The sequence below is a fragment of the Coxiella-like endosymbiont genome, assembly GCF_030643785.1.
GTDB lineage: Bacteria > Pseudomonadota > Gammaproteobacteria > Coxiellales > Coxiellaceae > Coxiella.
Genome location: NZ_CP094378.1, coordinates 550,494 through 570,852 on the forward strand (window position 1 = coordinate 550,494; position 20,359 = coordinate 570,852).

The window sequence follows — 20,359 nt, forward strand, 5'->3', positions numbered from 1 at the left end:
ATGAGAGGCTGCCTTCTTCATGTTGCTGTTGGTCTTGTTACTAATTTAAAAAATGAAGTTCTTGTGTCATTGCGGCCTATGCATATGGCTCAAGGAGGGCTTTGGAAGTTTCCTGGAGGAAAATTAGAACCGGGTGAAAATAGTTATGAAGCGTTATGTCGAGAATTAAAAGAAGAGTTAAATATAACAGTTTTATAACAGTTTTGATGGCACAGCCATTTATGAATATTCATCATTCGTATGATGAAAACGAAGTTATTTTATATGTATGGCAAATTAAAGAATTTACAGGACATCCTCGTGGCTTAGAGGGTCAAGAGATTAAGTTTATTCGGCTGAAGAAATTACAAGAATTATCTTTTCCTAAACCCAATAAGTCGATTATTCATCGTTTATTAAATCTTGCAGAAATTTAACATAAAGAAAATATCACCAGAGACGCTCTTGCCACTGCTGCTATTGTCCTTAACATCTAATGATAAAAAATGGATGACAAGACGATGTTTCACCTACAAAGATCTCTAGATAAACCTTTTTTTGATAGGCAAAGTTAATTGGATGAGTTGACAGAGTGAATTGGCGTTAAGCATTTTTTTAAAAACTCTCTTGTGAGATGACATTTTGAGGAGAGGTACTTTCGCGAGTGATCTATAAAATGGTATTAATCATTAGGGATAACGATTTAAATTGCCTGCCCAGTTTTGTAAGTCAGCAACACGATTTTCGCTAGGTTGGCGCAACCATAATGAATAAGCAGAGGTAGTGAAGTTGCAAGGGAGGGGCCCTGCTAGATTATGTAAACGAACGCGAATTTGATTCAAGCGCAAATTTGATTTAAGAAAGTATTTTGGCGAAGATTCTCAGCTATTCTTCCTGGTGTCTGAGGCTTGTTGGGCAAGGGCTTGAGTAAGCTTACTCCTTAAGTTGGGGCGATCGATAACGTTTAATGATTTGAACAAATCTAACAATAACTAAAATAACTTCCCCCACTGAGGTAGAAGCATTGAAGTTGGAGTGAAGTTAACAAAAGAGGTACTCAAAAGTCTCAGACAAATCCGGATAAGCTTATTAAGTAGCTGTTTATAAGTAATAGTCTCTTCAATCATGGCTGTTGAGGTTCTTCATACGTTTATTCATCATAGCATGAAATTTTAATCAGAAAAATAAACAATAGCAGGATGAAGTTGAAGTTCCAGAGAAGTGAGGTTTGCTTATTTAAACACTTCCTTTCGCTTAATTTTTGTTCAACAGGCTCTCAATGGGAGGTGGCTGATTTGATCTGTGTTTTTTATTTCTTATTTAGCCAATTTCAGGTATTGAGCGTGTAGCTGAAGCACTGTCTTACGTAATGCCGAAAGCGTTTTATCATTAACAATCACATCGTTCGCTATGGCTAGTCGTTCTTCTCGGCTGCTTTGTGATTCAAGGATTAATTTAATCTGTTTGTCAGAAAGATGATCACGTATTTTTATGCGCTGAATTTGCAAAAACACAGGGACATCAACTACTAAAATGCGATCAAGAAAATTTATTGAATGTCTAGTACCTGCTAATAAAGGAATCACTAAAATACAATAAAGAGAGTTTATTTCTTCAAGATTTTCCCTCATTTTCGAAATAATAAGAGGGTGTAATAAGTTTTCCAACCGTTGTCGTTCTTGTGGATATTTGAAGATTAATCTTCGTAATCGAGAGCGGTTTAAGGAGTTTTCTCTACTTAGAACTTTCTTTCCAAAATGCGCCACGATTTTTTTAAATGCTACTTGGCTCGAGATCGTAATTTCACGGGCAATTTCATCAGCGTCAATGATAGGAATCCCCAATTCAGAAAAATAATTTGCAACGGTGCTTTTACCGCTGCCAATTCCTCCAGTTAAACCAATTCGTAACATTTTCTATTCTTAAAATAAAGAAGAAAATAAAGCATAATAATACCCCTGGTTCCCATAAAATGGGAACCCAGCCTCCAATAGGAATAAAGGGACTAAATGAAATCGGATTTTTGAAAGATATTTTTTCAGAAAAAAGAGGAGAATGCTAGATAGAAGACCCAGAAATACAGCTAATAAGAGTTTATTTAATACAGATTGAGCTCTCTTAACCAGGCATTAACCAGGAATCAATCATCCCCGGCATTTTAAAATCTCCATGTATTATCACTTGTTTTCCGCGGATTAATCGATAGAAAATAGCTGTAATCCACAGGAGCCCATAAGTCAAGATAGCGATAGCGTCGAAGATGGCGTAATGAGGTGTCGTAAAAACTGAGAACAAACTTAAAAAGAGTCCAAGCCACAATATAGGTAAGGTGATGCTATCCGGTAAGAATTGCTTGTGAAGATCGATAAAAAAGCACTATTAATAGCCATATAAATAAGAGAGCAGCTAGCGAATTCCATGTAATTTGATAACGAATCACAATCAAAACTGAAAGAATGGCAGACAATAATTCTACCAGAAAGTAATGTGTCGGTATTTTCTTGTAACAATTGACACAGAGTCCCCGTAATAGGAAGTGTCTCACTAAGGGTATATTGTGAACAATTTTTTAGGATTTTTAAATCGCGAACAGTGTGAGCGAGAGATGAGCAAATTAAATTTTGGATTTGTTTCAAGAGAAAGATTGAGATGACGGTGACATTTAACGACATTTAGAAAACTACTTACTACTAATCCTACTACAAGAGTACTTATAGTAACAATAATATAAAAATTAGTTTGAAAGTTTGAGATAAATTGCATAAAAAATTCCTTATTTTATAAAACGGAACTGATGTGGAATAAAGATAGATACATAACAATAACAAGATTTCCGATGACTAAAGCCAAAATAATATCATGGTGAGAGGTTCGAGACATTCAATTAAACGAGTATATTGCTAATTAATTGTTTCGTGGTAAATTCTAGCAATGGTCTAAAGTATTTCGTTTAAAATCTCTGAATTTTCTGCAATATGAAGAAATTGAATAATCTGTAGCGAAAAGAAATTTGTTTTTTTTGAATGGAGGTTTGTAAGGATTCACCCGCATTAATCCAATCAGGTAATTTAGCGAGACGATGCTTTAAAATTCTATTAGAGACAATATGATTCGCTGTTAGTAAAGTTTTCACCAAAGGGATACTCGCTGCTATCATCGTTGTCACTATCTTTAGATACAACGAAAGTGGGATATTTTTTATTAAGCTGCTAAAAAAGTATTTTTAATAAAATCAAATCTATATAATCTGAAGTCTTGGAGAAATTTTTTTGATGTAGATCAAAGCAATTCACGAAAAGCTTATTAGGAAAGCTATTATTAATCTATATTGCTGTATATATTGGGATCATATAATAATAAAACGAGTAAACGGAGGTAATCGAGTGCCAAATTCGGCGAAAATATTTTGAAATTGGAGAATTATAAATTCTAGGAAACAAAAAGTAATTAAAATTGTATTGCAAATAACAACTAAAGGATAGAGCCGCTTTGCTAATTTTTTCTTAAGCGTAAAAAGTTTTTCTTCATGCTGAATAAGTAATTTCAATAAATGTCCTAATTTTTCGGATTTTTCGGTCGCATAAACCATTTCCTAGTAAATTGGTTTAAAATAACGAGGATATACCTTCATGGATTTAGATAGACTCCATCCATTTTCAATTTTTTCGCCAATTTCTAAAATTAATTGACATAGAAGGTTCAATGCGCTGTTCGATGCCAACAAGGAAAGTGAGCAGCTTTTGAAAAGCCCAGCATTGACTAATTAAGAGCTGCAAAAAATTAACAATAGCCTTTCACTTGATTCTCTTATACCAAAAATTAAACATAACTATCCTCCTAAACAACGCGACGGAGCTTTATAAGATCGGTAATGTTTGCTCGCACATTCGTTAAAATTGCCTGTCAGAGAGTTTTTATACCTTCTTTTACAGTTTTTTCTGCAATAATCCGCGCTCAAAATTTATTTAAAATAAATTCATGGATAGTCGAGGTAAGAGATAATAATTTATAGATACTAGTTCGCCCTTGAAAGCCGTTTGAACAGAAGGTGCGTGGCGAAAAAGTGGTTTTGTAATGGGAAAAGAGACAACGAATTATAATCCATGAGCAATGACGAATTTGAGCGCGTTAACAATAGAGCTCAATACCTATATCCATTAAATGAGCAATAGATTCGAATGTGCTATTAATAGTAAGGTGGCTAAAATAAGATTTCCAGTGTAAGCGGCACGTATAGCGATTGAGACTGTTTCAAGATCACAGATTTCGCCAATCATGATAATGTTGGGATCTTGGCGCAAAAAAAGTTTGTAGAATGGTAGAAAAATTAAGCCCTAATTTTTGTTAATGGCCACTTGATTGATACCAAAAAGTTGAATTTTGATAGGATATTCTACGGTAGAAATATTTTTTTGAAAGGAATTAATGTGGTTAAGAGCTGCGTAAAGCGAAACTGTTTTCTTGCTTCCCGCGTTGGCCCAGTGATTAGGATCGAGCTCTGAGGTTGTTCAATTTTCTTTATGAATAATTGTTGTAATCTTTCATCCAGTCCAAGTTCTTCCAAATTCAATAAATGGTGAACTGGGTTCAATAAACAAATGAAAATTTTCTCTCTAGATACTGTTGGACAACTAATGAGGCGACAATCTCGAGTTAGGTTCGAGGACATAGTAAATTGAAACTGACCATCTTGAGGAAGATGCTTCTCTGAGATATCCAAATTTCAAGCACTTTTAACGGACTACAAATTGCTGCTGATTGCGTCGGGGATAATTCTATTATCGAATATAAAAATTCCGTCGACTCACATTCGAATGTGATAACGCTGTTTCATTAACAGTGCTCTAACAATGCTCTTGATATGAATTACAGAACTGTAAATCTGTTGGCTGGTTAATTTATTTATTAAGACAATAAATTGATTGTAAGGAGCAAAAACTATTTTATATTGTTTATTAGTTTAAAATTATAATTTTTCAATCAGTGGGAAAACCGTAGTGTCGCTAATTATGAGCGTATTTGGATTTTTAGGAATAGGAAAGAAAGCATAATAGGAAAGAAAGCATAATATTTTAAATAATTACGTGGCGGCAGTTCCGTTAGAAAATAGTCCGAAGACTTATTTAAATCGATAGTTTTGAACTTAAAATCATTTGCCCAAGTCTTTGCTATCTCCTTTGAAGGTATAATTTTTTGAGTTACCAGATAATGTAAGAAAGGCGAAGAGACCAGACCTTCTGGTGGGGGCCTGCTCCAGGGCTTTACAGTATTTGTTTTGGGGTCAAGATGGTTTGTTGAACTAGGATGTGGGTCAAGCCTTCGAAATCAGTTGACATAATCGGCCGCTACTCCTCCGCCGCTGGTTGACCACAATAAAATTTCTTCTTTCAGGATGGGATGTTAAAATATAGTCGTCTTTAGATATTTTGCCTATGGTATTACCGTAATAATTCGGTCTTTAAAGTCAATCATATTTATAAATCCTCGTCCGCTGTCGGCACTTATAGCAGGAGGAATACCATTTTCGCCGGCTTGAGCATATCTCAGCAAGATCTCCAGTCATTTGATGACATTCTTCAACGTCTAATTTATTAAGAATGGATGGTAACGATTACCAAGATTCCAATAATAGCGAGATTACAACCAGAAATTTCATCAATGTAAACCCAGAAGTGGCTTTTTGCCTTTGCATTACGTAACTTTTCTTGCCGATAAATGTTCGATTCTTATAAGTAAAGGGGTATTAATTTGTAATTTGGGAATTTGTTTTGAACGACTTGACCTCGGTGTTAGCTTACGTGATTATAAGCACCACCCACCCGTAGTGGGTGTAGCTCAGGTGTGTGTGAGGCAGAAATTCCCCGAAGCCGAAGACTTTGCGCCGCCGAACGCCCGCCAAGGAATGGCGGGCAGGGGTGCACTGAGAAAACTGAAAAAACAATTACAGGGAGGTACGGAGGAAAATTAAGAAGTTTTGCCGGTGTAGCTCAGGTGGTAGAGCAACTGATTCGTAATCAGTAGGTCCGCAGTTCGAGTCTGCGCACCGGCACCATAAAGGGGGTCTTTCTCAATTGTGGGGCACTTTATCACAAACATAATACTTCTAAACCGTAAATGATAATTCTCAAAGTTTCGAAAGCCATAAGCACTGTTGAATTAATTTAATTTTGTGACGGAAGCCTTTAGTGAAGTATTTTTAGTGAAACGCTACATATGAATAATCTCTACCGCTATTGATAAAATGTTTTACCCGCGGTAGCTGAGAGTTTGAAAGTTATGTAAAAATTTTTATTAATATCTAAAAGCTTTTCTTTCTTATCAATCAGTCTTTTATTAAACTTGATCTCGCTAGAATTTCTAACGTGTATCAAATATGAAGCCCTTTTGAATCAAATTCCATCGAGCAAGGTAGCAATAAGTTCTCGTGATGGTAGTTGTTTTTGTAGTTTTTCCAGTAATTCGTTAAAAAGCTTATATTCGGAAACGCTGATAGGGGTTTAGTAGTATAGTGTAATGTGTATTTAACAATCGTTTTATTTTTACTTCTGAAAAGAATAATTTCTATCGAAAAATTTTCACTTTTTAATTTAACGTCTTTATCAAGTGCTCGTAAATAAAATTGCATTTTTCTGACGTATTCAGATTGAAATTCATCAGACTTTAATTCAATTGCCACTGTAATTACTGATAGTAAAGTAAATATAAACAAAAAATTTATGTCCGTCGACTTACAAGCAATATTGACTACTATAAAAGTAAATATGCTACCTATTTCTCGTAAGAAGCATTCAATTTTAGTCAACAATCCTTCTTCTAGCTCACACTCAGTATGCTCCTCGACTAATTCTAAAAAGCCGAAGATATATTCATATTTTACAGCTAATTTAGCTTGATCGCATATCTTATTTGGAAGAGTTTTATCGAAATTAGTCTAATTAAGTAGAGAATTTTTTCATAATTTTGATTTTCGACATATTGAATCAACACGTTTTTGCTCCATCCGTATTTACGAGACATGTGGATGTAGAATTCACGTTTTAGATTATCTTTGCATTTCTCTATAATAACCGGATTATAGATCCAGCTAATTTCTCGCAGCAGTGGTGCAAGTTTTGGTTGAAAACGATAGTTTTCATAGAATGATTTCATACACCAAATGTTTTCAGGTGAAGAATCCTTATCCCTAGGTAAAAAATTTGAAGGTTATGAGCTAGTCTTTCTAAGATAGATTTTCCCTAACCTTCAGATTTCTGGTGCTCCGCAATGGACTGGTCAATATCTCAATAGAGAGCGATTAATTCTTTGTTAACTGCTTTTAATACTTCATGCTATGCTTGAATGGTACGAGCTTTAATAGACTCCGGGAGTTCGGTATAAGCAGATTTTGTGGCAGTTCCATTCATTGGGAGTCCTTATCAGAGAGCGGAATACTAATTCATTTCTCCGATCTGTTGTATACTGTGTTTGAATTTTTTTATCATTACGTGCTATGTAATCCCGTTTAATTATGCCAAGAAAAGTCGGGGTGATGGTGACATTTTTAAGAAACGTATAGAATTTATTAATATTAATATGAATAATGACTATGTATATTCTGTTATGACGAAAATATTATAATCATGTTAACAAAGTAGTGTAGGACCCATATTTATAGATAATGAAAAAATGTGCTTATAGAAGCTTTTACTATTAATATCAAGCTTCTTCTCAACCATCCCTACTCTCAATTAAATATTGAAGATATATATCATTTTGTATTATTCTAAGATTTAAACTAATTACTACTTAATAGATATATTTTTTAACATCATGAAAAAATATACAACCATATTAATGGTTCTATTAGAAAATCCTTTCTAGGTCGCTCTTTTGAAAGAAATAATAATGAAGGATACGCTGTAGCAGGTAAATTTTTGTGGCGAACTCACTGATGCGGACGGAGCTTTATGATTTTGTTTTAACTTATTTTGATAATCTTAATTTACGGAGCTCAAAGATTTTAAACTGGTTATTAGACGAAAAATCCTAAGAACATGTAACGAGAAGTGAGACTCATAATGAAAAAAGGATAGTACCATTTTATTAAAAGAACGGTGACCTAATGCTAATGTGATTGGACTATATTCTTCCCTGGACATGCTGAAGGAAACAAAAGTCTTCTACCCAGATCTTAAATTTATTGAAGGAGATATAGCGAATTTTTTCCCTTCGGAAAAGACAGATTATCTTTTTGCTAATGTATCTTTTCAGTGGCTTAATGCTCATGACGTATTGATTTCTAAGCTTCTAGAACTATTAAATCAGGGCGGAGTATTTGGATTCTAGATGCAAAATAATTTTCATTCTCCTTCGTACCAAATGACCATTAAAATTTTACAAAGTAATGCAGCTTGGCAAGCTTTATTAAGTAATTTATGTTACGGAACATTGATAGAACTACTTTATAAATTACCAGATTATTATGACTTATTAGTGAGGACCGAGGCAAAGTTTTTACAACTATAGGAAAACACGTATTTCCAAAAAATGTCCAATTGTCAAGAGATTTTTAATTGGATAAAAGGGATAGGACTGCGGGGCCCCATTCGAATATTGAGCAGCAAACCAACTTCGCTGTCGAATACGTGAAAGAAATTACCAAGGCTCATCCTATACAGATAAATAATAAAGTTTTACCTCCATTGAGAAAAATTTTTAGAAAAATTTTTATGGTAGGCTATAAATAAAAATGTACACCCTTTTTAAAGGGATGTAGTGTAGTTTTTGAGGATTTATAGTCTTAAAGAGATTCTTTAAGCTCAATTCATACATCAAGACAATTATTAACAGGAAGTACATTTATATTACTCGCTTTTTCAAATTTTTACTCAAAGAATATTTTTCCGTTTTTTTCTGTTTAGCTTTTTGATGAAAAGCTTCTGATAGTTACTCAAGTGCAGATGTAGTCAGTTTTGGGATATTTTCTAATTTATTTCGCTGCGGTGGCTTCCAGTAAAACGTTAATCATTATCACAAAAAGAATGTCATTCTTTTTAGCTTGACTGCAATATCATTGATTTATGTATGCATTATATATGCATATGGGTGTTACGCAGTAACATATTTAAATACTTTTAATTTTGGTTTTAATTTCCTTACTCCTTGGGCTTTTTATTTCGGTTACCTCTTTAGCTCTACTTCAGTAGTAGAACTTCAGGTCAAATGTGAAAAACACACATGAGAGTTTTCTTTATTAATATCCATAAACTTAAGTAGATGGATTGGTCCTCTTATAGGCTCTTTTGTTTTGTATTACTATCAAAAATGGATACTGCTAAGTGACATTCCTTTTGCGCTGATTTCTATTTTTACTGCACTTAAAATTCCAAAAGATGTAAAAACTAAAAAAATATGAAATTATAAGTTATAATTAAACAGTAGGTTTTTTTAATAGTCATGGTGATTAACCTTAATGGGCCATAGTCAATTTTATTATATTTTCCTCATGTTTGCTATCCCTACCTTAAGGGGAGATTGTAATAAGTGTCTTGTTTTTGATAAGTGGTTTTTGGTAGTTATTTTTCAAGCTGTATTGTTACTCGATTCTTTGAAAAAATAAGCTACCGAAAATCTATTATTGTGGATAACTCTATGACTAGTGTCAGTACTTTATTTACTTATTTTCCGTATCCGGTCTTTTGATGGGGTGTATTGTGGCTGTTTTCTTAACAACCATCGCGGAACTAATTTATAATCCACTGTATCAAGCTTTAGCAATTCAACTTTAGAACATTAATAAGAATTTTGTATACGCTTTAAGCCTTTTAGGTTTCGTTTGAACTCTCTAAAAGTCAATGGCTACTTTTGTAGGTCTTTGTTTGGTTACGTATAGGTTAAGAATTTATTCTTACTGTTTAAGAGCTTTAGTAGTTCTATTTACGATTTTTCTTTATAAAACAGTGCCCCTCTAAAAAACTATTAACTCTTATAGCAATTACATGATAATTAAATAGATTGTGTTTAATTTAGATAATATTGTTCTTAAACTTTAAAAATGAGTCGGGATAGTTAAAATTTAAAAGATAGCTCATTGCTCTTCAAAATTTATATAGAATGTGATAATTTAAAGTTTTCTGAATGATAAAAAAGAAAATCATTTTATTCACTAATTTATATTTTGAAAAATTAATAGTAAGGTCTATCTAAAAAATCTCAAGTCTTGTTGAGAATTTTTAATTGATGTAACTAAATCTATGTAGGGAATAAAAATAAAATAGTAATACGTTTTCTTAAACGATTATCAAGAAAATATAAACTCGCCTGTTTCTCGAACACACATGAAATTCATTCAAATTTTATTATTAATAAATATAACTTCTTTAAATATTTTCAAGTGAAAATTGTTTCTCATTTTTTTTAGATTTCTTAAAACAGAAAAATGTACCTTTCGTTTCGTTACATAGAAAAAATACTATCAGCCGCATCCTAGAAAAACTAATATTAAAATAAAAAGATTTTCCTCAATAGCAGTAGAATTTAAACTTCTCATCCAAAAATATTTTCCCAGAATTAAAATTTTAAATTTTCTTAAAAGATAACTATTTAAAAATGTATTAAGAACTGTTGAAATGGAATAAGTAATTATATCATTTATAAATGAATAATAAAATATAATAAGGAATATCAGTCTAATTAGCATTTCTTATTGATAAGTTTATAATTATCAAAATGATTTTACCGCAGAGATATAATATTGGAAAAGAGTTATCCATATTGGATTTCGTATCTCTCTATAGCTATACACTTCCATAATTATATCGCTCATGGAATAAGAAAGAGGAAGGATAAAAGTTTCTCCTTAATATTTTAAATCTACTTATCATGGTGATTTTATTTTCTATGACCATCGTTAATATTACAAAGGTCATATAGAATGCGTTTAACAGTTGAATGTACTTATAGGATCGAATTGAAACAGCATTTTCTACAGCAGTATATTCATAAGATTTTTTACCATTTAGATTGCGTTAAAGTTTATATTCGAGATGCTAAATGCGTTGAATCATTATTTTCATGTGTTTGTTTGTAGAAACCAGAAAAATTTAAATCTTTATGGCCTAGGAGATGTGTAGTATCAATATAGGGTTTTCCTAAGTTAGTCTCGTTGTGCACTTCAGGAAATTCAGGATAGCATAGTATAAGCATCTTTTTTTATTTCAACAGATACATCATAATTATTGTTATTATTTTTTTCAATTGAAATTATTTAGCAGATACATTGTAGACGACTTTTTCCAAAAATTGATACTAAAGATTTAATTTTTCTAAAAAAGAAAAAATATATTTTCTAAAAATTTAATCATTAAGTTTTTATAATTTTCATTATAAATATGTATAACTCCGACTAGAGTAGATATTAATTCATATTTTTCTTCGAACAATCTCATTTTAAATATATTTAAATCGAGATTTAAAAGTTTTAGAAATATATATTCTGTGTCTATTATAAGTTGTAAAAAAATAATTTTTTTCCTTTAAACGTACAAGTACATAAATTCGATCAAAAAATTGTTTATTTGGATCTAAAATTAAAATACTAATTTTTGAGAATTGATGTTTCATGGAAGAATCATTCATGGAAACTGTAAAACACTCAGGCGATAAATCATTCTCTGAAATGATAATTCATGATACTAGTTTTTTAGGGATATAAGGAAGTTATACTTATTCCAGTAAAGGAATTTCTATAAATTTTCTAGTTGATAATGAATAGTCAAAAAATTTTTTCTTGAAAAATATTTCTCCTCTTAATTTGTGCTCTATTGAAATATTAAAAAAATTAGCAATAAGCTTTAAGGAACTTTACATGAGGGCAATTGGATTTCCTAGTAATTAAGCGATGAATAGTGGGAGAAGAAAGTCTAACTTTTTTGGGTAAATCTGAACACTTCATGCTTCTTTCAAAAAGAAGTTTTTTAAGGTCTGTATTAATTTTAGATATTTTTTCATTTTGATCGAAATTCAGTAATCACTGTAATGAAATAATTTTCAAAAATTTAATTATAAAATATTATTTATTAAGATACTATTTTTATTTTAAATTTAAAATTTTAATAAATTTTGGAGCTTTAATTTAATTTTTTGAACATAGATCTCTACTATTGATTTTATTATTTTTTATATGTAACATTATTTCATATTTTAGCCTAATCCTAAAATAAATTAATTTTAGTTTTAGATGAGGAAAGAGATAGAGGTTAGTAAGTTATAACTAATAATAGTTGGATGTCGATCTATAGTTCATATTTACGGTTCTATTTATTAGGCTTTAGAAAAAATCTAGTATAATAATTATTTGAATTTTGTGATAAAAAAGCATATAGAACCTTTGTAGAGAAGTTCGTATTTCTTATGAAGATAATAAGTTTAATTTAAGGATCAGTTTTTAATGCAAGAGAAACCCCTACTTAACTATAAAAAACTATAAAAAAGAGTCACTCAAGGTCTTTAACCAAAAAAACGATAACTTAGAGAACGAGATCCTTATTTTAATCTCAGGAGAATTTGAGCTTGATATCTTATTAGGTAGAGGATAGAGAACAGCGTTATGAATCAATTGCTGAACCACTTTCATTATCCATTCGTACAATAGAATTTAATAGAATTTATTCAGAATATCAAAACCAAATTCAATTGCGAAAATAAAAAAAGCTTCAATTTCGATTTTAAATAGAATCAAAATTATTAAAAAGTCTAAATCTAAGAAGTAATACATTGTTTCTGCTGGTGGATAAATTACTTCTTTTGGGAAATTACTTCTTTTGGGTAAGCTTTGTTAGTGGCGGCGAAGATTTTTCATCTTCCTACTTTTTTCTTTTGGTGTGGGTTTTTATCGTTTGGTGTGCTAAAGAAGATAATTTGAAATAAGAGGAGATAGCTTCTCATAAGATTAAAATTTTTGGCGTCAAAAAGCTTGTATAAGTTAGAGTTCTTTTCGGACATTTTTCTCAGGCACGCACCATTGGTACGTGCCTGAGAAAAATGTCCGAAAAGCTTTTATAATTCATAATATACTCAAAAATTTCTTTTAAAGCTGCTTTCGCTTGATTAAATTTATCCAACAAATTTCGGATGGGGTATCTTGGGGTATAGTTATACGTTCCAGAAGAATCAATATCGTTTCGCTTTTGATTTTATTAAATTAACAAGTACTTCTGGAAATTTTCTTATAAGAATTTTAGAAGTACTCTAAGATAAAGAAATACCCCTGATTAGTTGATTCTACAGATTACCGAGCAAACGCAGTACTGTGTCACTCTAGTAAAATTCTCTCTAAATATTACTGTAAGAGCTACCAAAGCATTCTCGATATTATCTGTTGAGTTTTCTAAGTCGAGTAGTCATTCGTAAAAGAATGATGGTATTGATGATGTCAGGCTATCCTGTCTTGGAGTTCTATGCTCCTGATAATACATTCTCGCTCGCTGAATTATCGCATCCAGGAAACCCAGCGGATGACCCTTTCAAACAAGTGAATAGATGCAGTGTAATTAGACTGATTATTAACTTCATGCACTGATTCGTACATTAGAGCGCGAAAAACCATTGCATTTGGTTTGTTTCGCTGAATAGCTTTCTATGATGATAAATACCTAATTGATAAAGCAGTTTGACTTGCTGGCTTTCATTTTTACTTCGAACGGGAAGTTGTTCTGACTATATTCACCTCCGTTCTTCCTGCAGTTTCTTTTGATGAGAGGTTTGCATTTTTTTTAGGGAATTAGGGATAGAGCGATTTCTTGAGACAAGACTAGATTAAAAAATGGGGTAGCATCTCGCCTCAATTACTCTCTTAATCGCCTCATCAAAGTATCGATTCGAAGAAAGCCGATTGTTCCTCTGGGTCCATGACATAAAACCCCTAAATCACAATCTAGCAAAATTTCAATAACTTCTATTATCCAAGATTTGGACTTCGGGCGCAAATTAGTTCTAGTTTTAAACCTTTTTGCGAGGACGTTCTTTGTGTTGTACTTGCTATTGTCATCTCTTACTTCCATCTGTAGCATAACATAAGTTGCTTGATTTACACCTAATTTGTCATATTTTTAGGTTGAATATGGCTAATTTTACGATTTAAAGAAGGGGCGAATCTTAGAGTACTATCGAGTGTTAGAGTATTTAGGTTTCGAGTAGGAAGGTGAAGTTTATAAAGTCAAAGAATGAAAAACCGGTATCATTCGGGCAGCCAAATTGTTTTATCTTCGAAAGGCTAATGGTGAAAGCTCCCTACATTCATTATGCTAAAAAGATCTATAAATTAGGAAAATGTCCAATCGTTATTCAATGTCATTTTCATGATGACATTTATTTAAAGCAAAAAATTGATTTTCTTGTTTGAGATTGTATAGATGAAGAAGTGTTTTCGGGCTACATTGCTCGTCAAAAAGGAAATTGCTTACTGCCTTTTGAGGCTCTTTATTTATTATATACCTTGATTCAAGGAGTAGAATAAATTCATTTTCATATAGAATATCATGGCGATATTCATTCTGATAAGATCATGATTAATAAAAAAGTCCGGATTTTAAGGTGCATTTAATCGATTTGCTGTATTTGGGTTCCTACACGAAAAGTAAAATCTAGACGGATTACAGATAAAACGGGTGGTAATTTTGATTTTGCAATTCCTATAGAATAGATTTTGCACGACATAACGCAATTGGCTGAAGGAAGTAATTTTTCTGTTAATGATATTAGTGTTAAAGAAAGTGTATCCTCATACACGGCGAATATCATTCCTGAAGTAATTCAGGGAGTAAATTATTTAGGTTCTTATAGATAGAATAAAATTGGGCATTATCGGAATAATGCGGAATGTTCTTTGTTAATTCCTGAGACAGATACCAATGGAAATTTGTCTAGCTTAGTTTTTTAAAATCCTAAATACAATACAATTTTACTCGTTTTTCTGACTACGGCGAATGTCAAAGAAGCGTTGAGTATTATTTACGAAGCTATACTCTATGAGGAAACAAAGAAACATAATTCTTATAAATCAAAAAGTATTTTATATATTGCCAATCAACCATATTCACTCTCTATGGTTCAAGTTTTGATGATGATAAATATTCTTTTTGGATGACACAGTTCAGCTAAAACCTTCGAGTAGTACTTTTAAATTCTGGAGCATTTAAAGTTGAATTTGACGACTCTGACCCAAATATTGGTAAAGCAATAATGGTATCCCATCTCAATGGGATTGATCAGGCACTGTCTGCTTATAATATAAATTGCAAAAAATTAAGTTTTAATTAAACCTTTTTTGAAATCTTCTTCGATAAGAAAGGTCGCGAGCCACTTGTCGGGGTCTTGTATTGAATATTTACAAGAGCGTTAAGATACTGGCATGGTTTCATTGTCAATTAAATCAGCCAATGGCGCTAAAGCATTTCCCACTTCTGGATGCAATTTTAGAAAAGCTTCCCAGATTACCGGCACCACATAATAAGAAGGATAAAAATGTTTGTCATCTTTGAGTGCCACTAAATTAGGGGATGCGAACGTCGGTAGTGAAAACTTCACTAATTTGAATATCTTTGTTTTTAATCGATCCATACATTAAATCAGGTTGAATTTGGATGATATGTTTAAATTTAAACCCGTCGTAAATTCTTTTAAGTCCAGGAAACGCATCAGGTCTTTGCAAGAATTCAGGAGAAGCGACGAGGGTGAGTTGGGAAGCTATAAGAACGAGATCGCTTAAATTTTAAAGGCGATGCTTTTTTGAAAAATTTTCTATTACCGCTAAACTTTGAGAGTTATTAAAGCCAAAGGGGCTTAGCCAAATTAATTGATAATGTTGTTCATATTCTTTTTTCAGTATTTGGAATATTTTCTGAGCGGAGAGGAGTTTAGTATGGTGCAATACAACCAGATATGCAGTTCTGATATATTCCGGATAAAGATCAACTGCAGCTTTTAATAAGATATTCTCAACAACCGTGGTTGAACTTAAATTAAATTCCTTTTTAATAGATAATTTATTTCGTGATTCAATGAGTAAAACCCATCGCACGAGGGAGCCCGCGCTTCAACACTTTCAGAAGGGACCTCTAATAATAAACACCGATATAAGTGTTACGAGTGATCGGCAATAAAGCGTAAACGATTAGGACGGACAATAGTGGGGTTAACACCAATTTCTAAAAATGGAATTAAAAAAGGCAATAAAGTAAGGATAGGGATCGTTTGGAGAAAATGCTAGCCATTCCTAAAATAATATTTCGCAAAATTGTGCAATTTAAAATTAATATTTCCAAAGGAATACCAATAAGGATGGCTGCGAAAGTAGCGGATAAGGCTAAATAAATATGTTCTAATAATTTGATCCTCAAAGCGGCTCACCGTGAACTCCTGTCCAGATGTTCCATACAGCGATGCGGTCTGCGATGCGAAATACTTGGAAAATATCGTGGGTGACGAAAATAATGGTTTTTCCGAGTTGTTGATTGAGATGGATGATCTCATCTTGTAAAGCCAAGCGAGTCATAGCCATCGAGAGCACCAAAAAGTTCATTCATCAATAAATATTCAGGATCAACCGGGAGGCTAATGCTCGGGCAACGCCTACACGCTGCTGCTGCCCCCTAGATAATTCATCCGGGGTTACCGACCGGGTGGCGCGAATTTTTGTTGGTCTAAGTGGACGAGATCCAATAATAACTCATAAGCTCGTTCAATACGTTTTTTCTTCGGAACATGCATTAGCTTTAAAAGGGCGGTTATATTTTTTTCCACTGTCATATGAGGAAAGAGCGCTATTTGTAGAAAAACGTAACCAATCGATCGACGTAAGATACTGATTTCGTATTGAATAATATCTTTGCCATCGATCTTGATCTACCACGCGTTGGCTCGATCAATCAATTTATCATTTCCATTAAGGTAGTTTTTCCGATTCCGGAGGAGCCTCCTAATAAAACTAAGATTTCGCTATCTTTTACTTGAAAAGAAACATTATATTCATGGCTAAGGTAGAACTACTGGGATAAGCTTTAGTAACATAGTCCAACGTGATCATGCTGACATTATAACGTAAGAAGGGAATTACGCACCTCACATAATTTTTTATAATAAAAATATAAACAGCATTAAAATAATTTCTCTTATTGTATGCGCGATTACGATAATACAATCGCTAATATTTTAGCCGAATTGCATTCTTTGAAATTGCAAACCTTAGATAAGCGAATTGTCTTTTATAGTAATCAGTTTTTAGAAAACCCTATCTTCCAGGTGTTTTAGGTGAAGGGGAAGAGAGACAGTTTGACCAAAATCCATTGTATTGAACGGATTATTTTGATTTTTTGATGCTTGTGAATACAGTCTGTGCCTTAGCTCTGTCAGAAAAAAAGATGACTTTTTCGGAAAAATTTTGGCTTTTAGTTATTATAATGCCATTTCTCGTTACGAAAATCGATTTCACTTCATACCAGTGTCGACTAGAATATTCAGAATGCAAAAAATCAGCTAATTAAAGATATAAGCAGCGATATTAAAGATACAGAGGATTACTCCATTTGTGAAACAGACGAGGCAATTATTGACAATCTAATTGGTTTAAACATTGTACTTTGGCTAATATTAAATTATTAAAGCCAATTTCCGATTTTGAGGCACGAGCTTTACTAAAAAAACTGAAAGCCTTTTCCTCTCGAGTTAAATTAGAAAAGAGTCGATTGCCTTATCTTTCTTTAAAGAAATTGTTGGATGATACACGTAGAGATAAGTTATTTAAACAAATTCCTAACGGTTCGATTATTGAAATCGTTCACCCTAATTGGAATATGCGAGATAAAATTGGCACCAATTTGAATATCTCTGATCTAGAATTTGCGTTGAGGAGTGGAAAGAACTTAATTTTTAGACATGCTTCTTTGGCAAAGAAGTGTGTGGTTGATGAGCCTCTTGCTCAATACCTTGAGGGGGCCTACCTTTTTAAGCCCCACACGGTTAAAGGGATCCATGTTTTGCGTTGTTGCAAACAGTGATGATTTTCTCCTGAAAAAATCACTTGATTAATGTCATAACTTCTCACAAAATTTGTTTGATTTTAAAAATCAAACTAACAAAAGAAGATTAGGGACGATGATACATCCAAATACTGAACTTAAATATATTAACTAAACAATTGGTTATAGTGTTTTTATTGCTACGTAAAAAATATCTCGTGGTACAGTAGTATGGACTTTAGTCACCTCGATAGAGAATATTCAATAGACAGCGTTAAGAAAATTCCTCCTCCTTATCGGAAGATTTTATATAAATATGTCTACATCAATGCAGAAGGGGGCGTTCATACTTTGTTGGGATTTTGGGCGCTACACGAACTAACTATGCCTGTCAACCTTAATGTTCGAGGAGTGGGTCTTGAAATTGAAGTTGCCACTAGAGACATTTCCGAGCGGGTGAAGAGATAATTTGTGATTACGGTGTATTAAATCTTCTTTCTTCCATGGATTGTTATTGTGAACACCTTGAGTGTCGGGGAATGTTTTGTGGGAAAGATATTCTACTCTTTGGATCTTTGTGGAATCGTCAAGTAAAGGAGGTATATTGCGCTTAACTAGACTAAAATGGTGCATCAACCTTTTTTCCTTATATAAAAGTAAAGAAGCCTTTGACTTTGAGGCAATGCTCACCGGCGCAAGAGGACTTCCTTTGCTAGAAAAGTTGTATTGTTCGAACTTTAAAGAGCTTGCGCCTCTATTCAGAGATTTAATTAAAAATGAAGAAACGATTTAGTCAAGCTTTCACGCCCAATAGACTCCCTTCCAAAATAGCCGTTTTTAGCTCTAGCAAACACTATGTAAGTTGCTCGCTTTCTTTTCTAGAATTTGTTTGGCTAACCAGGTAAAGCAAACTGCCTCTACCCAATCGAGAGATATACCCGACTCTTCAGTGGTGGTTATGGTTACTCGTAAGGTTGACATAATTCCCTCAATCGGTCGACGACGGTAGTGTGGGGTTATGGATACCCCGCGCCCCCACACAATCATACGCTGCCGGAATTTAAAGAGAGGCGATGGAAAGCCTGACTAATACTTCGAGCAGTGAGTTCCACTAAAGTAGCTTAGATGTTTTCTACGGAAAAATCGCTTCCCATTAATTTTTCTTCGAGCCACTTAAGGTGTTGAAATATTCACAACCGATGCTTTTGGGTGGAGAACGTTGAAAATAGGGGGTCTGCTAGTAGGCTTTCTAATAAGGTTTCTTGTATGTTGTATGCAGCCGCTTGCTGCTCACTTCCCAGAGTGGTCCCAGTCTTTTTTTAAATGCCGGCCACACCACAAGCATCAAGCAGAGTATTTCCTGGCCCAGTATCAAAACCTATAACAAATTGATGGGGATCCTGAGGAAGGAACGTAAGATTAGCGATCCCCCAATATTTGTTACCAGTCGGTTTTTTAGTATTTCGCAATAGGAAATTATGGAAAGCAGGCGCAAGAGCAGTGCGGATTGACCCCCTAGTGCCATGGTCCCGGCAGGCGAAAATCAGCTACCTTTGTAATATTCCTGTTAGGATCGCGATTGTATTAGGATCTCCAAGTTGCAAGGTAAAAGGATAGTTTCCTTCGGGCTTATGATGTGGTTTGGCCATGGCTACCAATAGCGTAAATCGTTTTTGGTTTAATATCGGCTTTTTTTAGCAGGTTTTAAGCGACACGGCTGCAAATAATCGTCCGAGCGTCACATCAATTTCCCCGAGTTTACTTAATGGAACAAGAGGAAGACAAACAGGGAAGGTTCAAGTTTTTTCTTATTTCTTTAGGAATCGGCTCGCTATGACTGGCTACCATATGACTGGCTACCAGTTGGATAGGATTAAATCGGACAAGCACAGCGTCAACGGGCATCCAAACTTGTGCCGGACGCCGATGTAAAAACGTTCTTATGGCACACTTGTAGGGCTTATGTTGAATTTTTAAGTTTCGTATTGTTGGCGGCTAATTGAGTATCTTGATGCAGATGCAGCTCCGCTAACAATTGTTTAGCTGTATTCAAAAAAGGTTTCTCATATTTTTGGGGAACACTTTGGTCTGTGGGAAGTTTCATAGCCAACCAATTTTGGGGTTTACCATTGACATAGAAGCCAAAGTGAAGATGTGGCCCTGTGGTCCAACCCGATTCGCCTACGTACCCAATTATTTCTCCTTTATGCACCCATTCGTTGAGGTGAGGTTTCGAAAATCGCAACATATGTCCATACAGGGCGAGATAATGGTGACCATAACGTACCTTAATTGTCCTGCCATAGCCACCGTCATGGCCCGTAAAGACGATTTGGCCTTCACCAATAGATTTAATAGGTGTACCAAGAGGAGCAGCAAAATCCACA

22 protein-coding genes, 1 tRNA gene and 2 pseudogenes are annotated in these 20,359 nt (G+C 33.6%); 8 read left to right on the forward strand and 17 right to left on the reverse strand.

Going from position 1 to position 20,359, the window contains the following annotated elements:
- Together MRH55_RS02865 and MRH55_RS02870 are read left to right on the forward strand one after the other, a co-directional pair.
- Entirely contained in the window at positions 1 to 198 is a 198-nt protein-coding gene (locus MRH55_RS02865) for an NUDIX domain-containing protein (RefSeq protein WP_304986099.1), read from the forward strand.
- An 8-nt stretch (positions 199 to 206) separates the two neighbouring features.
- Positions 207 to 416 carry an NUDIX hydrolase gene (locus tag MRH55_RS02870; protein WP_304985942.1) on the forward strand — a complete coding sequence of 70 codons (210 nt, stop codon included), beginning with the start codon at positions 207 to 209 and terminating at the stop codon, positions 414 to 416.
- A 252-nt stretch (positions 417 to 668) separates the two neighbouring features.
- On the opposite strand, the gene zapD is transcribed toward MRH55_RS02870, so the two are convergent.
- The 7 genes and pseudogenes from zapD to MRH55_RS02905 all read right to left on the reverse strand — a co-directional run bounded on the left by zapD (position 669) and on the right by MRH55_RS02905 (position 4,648).
- Complete coding sequence (gene zapD / locus MRH55_RS02875) at positions 669 to 827, reverse strand: cell division protein ZapD (protein WP_369421387.1); 159 nt, start codon at positions 825 to 827, stop codon at positions 669 to 671.
- A 468-nt stretch (positions 828 to 1,295) separates the two neighbouring features.
- On the reverse strand, positions 1,296 to 1,892 hold the full coding sequence (gene coaE / locus MRH55_RS02880; protein WP_304985943.1) for a dephospho-CoA kinase: 597 nt from the start codon (positions 1,890 to 1,892) through the stop codon (positions 1,296 to 1,298).
- Positions 1,893 to 2,097: 205 nt separating this feature from the next.
- The gene (locus MRH55_RS02885) at positions 2,098 to 2,298 is read right to left on the reverse strand and encodes an A24 family peptidase (protein WP_304985944.1); all 201 of its coding nucleotides are present in this window, start codon (positions 2,296 to 2,298) and stop codon (positions 2,098 to 2,100) included.
- Positions 2,299 to 2,314: 16 nt separating this feature from the next.
- Positions 2,315 to 2,524 (reverse strand): prepilin peptidase, encoded by a 210-nt coding sequence (locus tag MRH55_RS02890; protein ID WP_304985945.1) that lies wholly within the window; start codon positions 2,522 to 2,524, stop codon positions 2,315 to 2,317.
- Positions 2,525 to 3,325: 801 nt separating this feature from the next.
- Complete coding sequence (locus MRH55_RS02895; protein ID WP_304985946.1) at positions 3,326 to 3,568, reverse strand: hypothetical protein; 243 nt, start codon at positions 3,566 to 3,568, stop codon at positions 3,326 to 3,328.
- A gap of 568 nt (positions 3,569 to 4,136) precedes the next feature.
- A pseudogene (locus MRH55_RS02900) lies at positions 4,137 to 4,406 on the reverse strand (ATPase, T2SS/T4P/T4SS family).
- Positions 4,373 to 4,648: an ATPase, T2SS/T4P/T4SS family gene (locus MRH55_RS02905; RefSeq protein ID WP_304986101.1), complete on the reverse strand. Its 276-nt coding sequence runs from the start codon at positions 4,646 to 4,648 to the stop codon at positions 4,373 to 4,375. Before MRH55_RS02905 ends, MRH55_RS02900 begins: the two are co-directional and overlap by 34 nt.
- A gap of 1,011 nt (positions 4,649 to 5,659) precedes the next feature.
- On the opposite strand from MRH55_RS02905, the gene MRH55_RS02910 reads away from it, so the two are divergent.
- Both MRH55_RS02910 and MRH55_RS02915 read left to right on the forward strand, forming a co-directional pair.
- The gene (locus MRH55_RS02910) at positions 5,660 to 5,947 is read left to right on the forward strand and encodes a hypothetical protein (RefSeq protein WP_304985947.1); all 288 of its coding nucleotides are present in this window, start codon (positions 5,660 to 5,662) and stop codon (positions 5,945 to 5,947) included.
- Between the two features lie 8 nt (positions 5,948 to 5,955).
- A tRNA-Thr gene (locus MRH55_RS02915) sits at positions 5,956 to 6,031 on the forward strand.
- Positions 6,032 to 6,346: 315 nt separating this feature from the next.
- Here the strand turns inward: MRH55_RS02915 and MRH55_RS07640 are convergent.
- Positions 6,347 to 6,880, reverse strand: coding sequence for a PDDEXK nuclease domain-containing protein (locus tag MRH55_RS07640; protein ID WP_369421489.1), 534 nt, complete (start codon positions 6,878 to 6,880; stop codon positions 6,347 to 6,349).
- Positions 6,859 to 7,128 carry a DUF1016 N-terminal domain-containing protein gene (locus MRH55_RS07645; protein ID WP_369421391.1) on the reverse strand — a complete coding sequence of 90 codons (270 nt, stop codon included), beginning with the start codon at positions 7,126 to 7,128 and terminating at the stop codon, positions 6,859 to 6,861. The genes MRH55_RS07640 and MRH55_RS07645 overlap by 22 nt, the downstream gene beginning before the upstream one ends.
- A gap of 987 nt (positions 7,129 to 8,115) precedes the next feature.
- Here MRH55_RS07645 and MRH55_RS07650 point away from each other — a divergent pair.
- A complete protein-coding gene (locus tag MRH55_RS07650; protein WP_369421393.1) occupies positions 8,116 to 8,304 on the forward strand; it encodes a methyltransferase domain-containing protein in 189 nt (62 codons plus the stop codon).
- 5,805 nt (positions 8,305 to 14,109) lie between these two features.
- Positions 14,110 to 14,601, forward strand: a pseudogene (locus MRH55_RS02920) (protein kinase family protein); the annotation flags it as partial.
- 753 nt (positions 14,602 to 15,354) lie between these two features.
- Here the strand turns inward: MRH55_RS02920 and MRH55_RS02925 are convergent.
- From MRH55_RS02925 to MRH55_RS02945, 5 genes are all read right to left on the reverse strand, one after another.
- On the reverse strand, positions 15,355 to 15,576 hold the full coding sequence (locus MRH55_RS02925; RefSeq protein WP_304985948.1) for a glycine betaine ABC transporter substrate-binding protein: 222 nt from the start codon (positions 15,574 to 15,576) through the stop codon (positions 15,355 to 15,357).
- A 151-nt stretch (positions 15,577 to 15,727) separates the two neighbouring features.
- A complete protein-coding gene (locus MRH55_RS02930; RefSeq protein ID WP_304985949.1) occupies positions 15,728 to 16,036 on the reverse strand; it encodes a glycine betaine ABC transporter substrate-binding protein in 309 nt (102 codons plus the stop codon).
- Positions 16,037 to 16,351: 315 nt separating this feature from the next.
- On the reverse strand, positions 16,352 to 16,528 hold the full coding sequence (locus MRH55_RS02935) for a hypothetical protein (protein ID WP_304985950.1): 177 nt from the start codon (positions 16,526 to 16,528) through the stop codon (positions 16,352 to 16,354).
- A gap of 98 nt (positions 16,529 to 16,626) precedes the next feature.
- Positions 16,627 to 16,764: a hypothetical protein gene (locus MRH55_RS02940; protein WP_304985951.1), complete on the reverse strand. Its 138-nt coding sequence runs from the start codon at positions 16,762 to 16,764 to the stop codon at positions 16,627 to 16,629.
- 119 nt (positions 16,765 to 16,883) lie between these two features.
- Complete coding sequence (locus MRH55_RS02945; protein ID WP_304986102.1) at positions 16,884 to 16,949, reverse strand: hypothetical protein; 66 nt, start codon at positions 16,947 to 16,949, stop codon at positions 16,884 to 16,886.
- A gap of 645 nt (positions 16,950 to 17,594) precedes the next feature.
- On the opposite strand from MRH55_RS02945, the gene MRH55_RS02950 reads away from it, so the two are divergent.
- Together MRH55_RS02950 and MRH55_RS02955 are read left to right on the forward strand one after the other, a co-directional pair.
- Positions 17,595 to 18,011, forward strand: coding sequence for an N-acetylmuramoyl-L-alanine amidase-like domain-containing protein (locus MRH55_RS02950; protein WP_304985952.1), 417 nt, complete (start codon positions 17,595 to 17,597; stop codon positions 18,009 to 18,011).
- A gap of 192 nt (positions 18,012 to 18,203) precedes the next feature.
- Positions 18,204 to 18,440: a hypothetical protein gene (locus tag MRH55_RS02955; protein WP_304985953.1), complete on the forward strand. Its 237-nt coding sequence runs from the start codon at positions 18,204 to 18,206 to the stop codon at positions 18,438 to 18,440.
- Between the two features lie 375 nt (positions 18,441 to 18,815).
- Here MRH55_RS02955 and MRH55_RS02960 read toward each other — a convergent pair whose 3' ends face one another.
- The 3 genes from MRH55_RS02960 to MRH55_RS02965 all read right to left on the reverse strand — a co-directional run bounded on the left by MRH55_RS02960 (position 18,816) and on the right by MRH55_RS02965 (position 20,358).
- Positions 18,816 to 19,019 carry an anhydro-N-acetylmuramic acid kinase gene (locus MRH55_RS02960; RefSeq protein ID WP_304985954.1) on the reverse strand — a complete coding sequence of 68 codons (204 nt, stop codon included), beginning with the start codon at positions 19,017 to 19,019 and terminating at the stop codon, positions 18,816 to 18,818.
- A 272-nt stretch (positions 19,020 to 19,291) separates the two neighbouring features.
- Positions 19,292 to 19,441, reverse strand: coding sequence for an anhydro-N-acetylmuramic acid kinase (locus MRH55_RS07655; protein WP_369421398.1), 150 nt, complete (start codon positions 19,439 to 19,441; stop codon positions 19,292 to 19,294).
- Positions 19,442 to 19,932: 491 nt separating this feature from the next.
- A complete protein-coding gene (locus MRH55_RS02965; protein WP_304985955.1) occupies positions 19,933 to 20,358 on the reverse strand; it encodes a M23 family metallopeptidase in 426 nt (141 codons plus the stop codon).
- Position 20,359: the final 1 nt, after the last annotated feature.

Excerpts from the sequence above, each read along its gene's own strand:
- MRH55_RS02865 (WP_304986099.1), top strand. The coding sequence starts at position 1 with ATGAGAGGCTGCCTTCTTCATGTTGCTGTTGGTCTTGTTACTAATTTA.
- MRH55_RS02870 (WP_304985942.1), top strand. The coding sequence starts at position 207 with ATGGCACAGCCATTTATGAATATTCATCATTCGTATGATGAAAACGAA.
- coaE (WP_304985943.1), bottom strand. The coding sequence starts at position 1,892 with ATGTTACGAATTGGTTTAACTGGAGGAATTGGCAGCGGTAAAAGCACC.
- MRH55_RS02895 (WP_304985946.1), bottom strand. The coding sequence starts at position 3,568 with ATGGTTTATGCGACCGAAAAATCCGAAAAATTAGGACATTTATTGAAA.
- MRH55_RS02905 (WP_304986101.1), bottom strand. The coding sequence starts at position 4,648 with ATGTCCTCGAACCTAACTCGAGATTGTCGCCTCATTAGTTGTCCAACA.
- MRH55_RS07645 (WP_369421391.1), bottom strand. The coding sequence starts at position 7,128 with ATGAAATCATTCTATGAAAACTATCGTTTTCAACCAAAACTTGCACCA.
- MRH55_RS07650 (WP_369421393.1), top strand. The coding sequence starts at position 8,116 with ATGCTGAAGGAAACAAAAGTCTTCTACCCAGATCTTAAATTTATTGAA.
- MRH55_RS02925 (WP_304985948.1), bottom strand. The coding sequence starts at position 15,576 with ATGGATCGATTAAAAACAAAGATATTCAAATTAGTGAAGTTTTCACTA.
- MRH55_RS02940 (WP_304985951.1), bottom strand. The coding sequence starts at position 16,764 with ATGACAGTGGAAAAAAATATAACCGCCCTTTTAAAGCTAATGCATGTT.
- MRH55_RS02955 (WP_304985953.1), top strand. The coding sequence starts at position 18,204 with ATGGACTTTAGTCACCTCGATAGAGAATATTCAATAGACAGCGTTAAG.
- MRH55_RS02960 (WP_304985954.1), bottom strand. The coding sequence starts at position 19,019 with ATGATTGTGTGGGGGCGCGGGGTATCCATAACCCCACACTACCGTCGT.